Source organism: Thiorhodococcus minor, assembly GCF_010820565.1.
In the GTDB taxonomy this organism is placed as follows: domain Bacteria; phylum Pseudomonadota; class Gammaproteobacteria; order Chromatiales; family Chromatiaceae; genus Thiorhodococcus; species Thiorhodococcus minor.
The window spans coordinates 1-1,504 of sequence record NZ_JAAIJQ010000244.1 but is presented as its reverse complement, the minus strand read 5'-3'; the positions used below and the strand labels follow the sequence as shown (position 1 = coordinate 1,504).

The following is a 1,504-nucleotide window of genomic DNA, read 5'->3' as shown; positions in this document are numbered from 1 at the left end:
CGGGCTCTACGAGCCGGAGACCGGGCTCGTGCGGTTCGGGGCCAGGGATTATGATCCCTATACCGGGCGGTGGTTGGGGAAGGATCCGATTGGGTTTGAGGGAGAGGATTTTAACCTCTACGGATACGTGTTGGCTGATCCTGTAAACGTTATTGATCCTCAAGGAACCGTGGTTCTTGGAGTCACTTGCCTAATGAGCTGGTTTAGGGTCTTCTTGTGTGTCAAGGCTGTGCTATTGATGCAAATGGTGATCGCTCCCCTATCGTTCAGTGCAAGCGCTGTTACCGACGAGCGTTCTAATTTTTATGGTATCGTGATGTACCGTGGATATTCGCTATCTCCAAATAACAGGCTTCTCCTGGTCAGCATGTGGAAGCTTGGTTCAAGGGAGCACTGGCCATTTCATTGTATATTTCGCATTGACGAGGGAGATCGGCGCGTATTCTCAGAAGCGTGTTTCGGGGAAAGCGGCAGTAGGCATCAGGAATTTTTAGGTTGGGCGGGGGACTCGCGTTCTATTTACATGGCAGAAGACAACAAGGTTATAAAACGAGGAATATTCTCAGAGCGTGAAAACGTTTTGTCTTCGTTTGCCGATGTGATGCATAATCCTGTGATGAGTCCAGGCGGAGGTAGAATTCTCTTCGTTGACTCATCAGGTTATACTAAAAAAGAAGAAAGACGTGCTATTGGCCGTCTGCTCAATTGCAGCTTAGATGCCGGAATTTGTGACATCCAAGAAGAATTATTGGAGAGAGACTTCTTCTATATGTGGTCTGATGAGGCTAATGGTGTATTTGTTGGCGAAGGGAATAGGTTGCGGTTCGGAAAGGAACGTATTGCGACTAAGAATGACGATGAGCAGTGGGTTTATGCATCAAAGGATCAGGCCGTGTTCCAAGTTGCTACGCGGAAGTTCCTGCGTGGAGATGACAAAGGGCGTCTGTATTTCGAGTATCGCGTGAGCCGTGCCTCGGGCGGCAAGTCGGAGGAAGTGGCTTTTTCGTTCGTATCGTCTGGGAGTGGAGTTCGTTTTTTCGATGAAGGGGTCCTGTTTTTCGATTTCTCCGACGATGACGGATCAAAATTGCGTCATTTCAATTTTGCGGGCGATGAAATGAACTCTCTGTCGGTCGACGGCTATTTCGATAGCCCGATTTTGGCAGGATCCTCGGTAATTTTAAGGTCGGAACTCAATAGCATACGCATTTTTGATTTCCGGAATCGGGGTTTTGAGTAGACCGGGCCAGCCTCACGCATGAGCGCGCCCAGGCGCAGCGCACTGGGAATAATAGCAAGCGTGAAGAAGGACGGTGTCAGGTCTTGCCTTTTGCCTTTGGAATTCTGGAATTCCGGTGACAGTTTACTCAATGGCGGGGAAAACTCAGCCTCAGCGACCCGCTCGCGCGCACCACGACCACCACCGCCCCCGACGGCACCCGCACGATCACCGAGGTCCTGCCAAGCACCGTGCCCTCCGGAGTCGCCGCCGACAGCCGCACCA

The 1,504-nt window shown here is 51.1% G+C and carries 1 protein-coding gene; it reads left to right on the top strand.

What is annotated here, in order from left to right; genetic code table 11:
- Positions 1-1,240, top strand: a 1,240-nt coding sequence (locus G3446_RS26675) for an RHS repeat-associated core domain-containing protein (protein WP_164456677.1), incomplete at its 5' end; no start/stop codon positions are given.
- Between the last annotated feature and the right edge of the window lie 264 nt (positions 1,241-1,504).